This window comes from Gelidibacter salicanalis, assembly GCF_016469035.1.
In the GTDB taxonomy this organism is placed as follows: domain Bacteria; phylum Bacteroidota; class Bacteroidia; order Flavobacteriales; family Flavobacteriaceae; genus Gelidibacter; species Gelidibacter salicanalis_A.
Map to the genome: position 1 here is coordinate 1 of NZ_JAEHJZ010000534.1, position 244 is coordinate 244.

General features: G+C 52.5%; 1 protein-coding gene. It reads right to left on the minus strand.

Annotated elements, in window-relative coordinates:
- Window positions 1-214 (minus strand): hypothetical protein (locus tag JEM65_RS21970; protein ID WP_199603897.1); only part of this gene is annotated, 214 nt, incomplete at its 3' end.
- Window positions 215-244 lie beyond the last annotated feature (30 nt).

The window sequence follows — 244 nt, forward strand, 5'->3', positions numbered from 1 at the left end:
ACTGGCGGTTGAGCAAATCAGCCACCGGGATCCCTTTACCGGACACCGTCGCCCGAAGCTGTTGCTGATATTCCAGCTCGAAACTTTCCAGCTGACCGAGTTGTGTCGCCGCCAGCGTATAAGCCTGCTGAACTTTGCCCAGCTCAGCGGTGGTATCTGTCAGTGTTTGCTCTGCAAGTTCACGCAGAAAATCCATCGGATTGGTGATAGCCATAATTAATTAGTCACCTCAGGCTTTGGGTTG